The sequence below is a fragment of the Zestomonas carbonaria genome (assembly GCF_904061905.1).
GTDB lineage: Bacteria > Pseudomonadota > Gammaproteobacteria > Pseudomonadales > Pseudomonadaceae > Aquipseudomonas > Aquipseudomonas carbonaria.
This window is the reverse complement of the sequence record NZ_CAJFCI010000133.1, coordinates 1-283: the sequence shown is the minus strand read 5'-3', so window position 1 is coordinate 283 and position 283 is coordinate 1. Positions and strand designations below refer to the sequence as shown.

The following is a 283-nucleotide window of genomic DNA, read 5'->3' as shown; positions in this document are numbered from 1 at the left end:
CGTCGCCACCCTCAAGGAGCTGAACGACGACGAGACCCTGCTGGTGCAGTCCGGCAAGCCGGTCGGCGTGTTCAAGACCCACGCCAACGCCCCGCGCGTACTGATCGCCAACTCCAACCTGGTGCCGCACTGGGCCACCTGGGAGCACTTCAACGAACTGGACGCCAAGGGCCTGGCCATGTATGGCCAGATGACCGCCGGTAGCTGGATCTACATCGGCAGCCAGGGCATCGTCCAGGGCACCTACGAAACCTTCGTCGAAGCCGGCCGCCAGCACTATGGC

The 283-nt window shown here is 65.0% G+C and carries 1 pseudogene; it reads left to right on the top strand.

Annotated features, from left to right (window positions below):
• Positions 1-283, top strand: a pseudogene (locus tag PSEWESI4_RS24990) (urocanate hydratase); the annotation flags it as partial.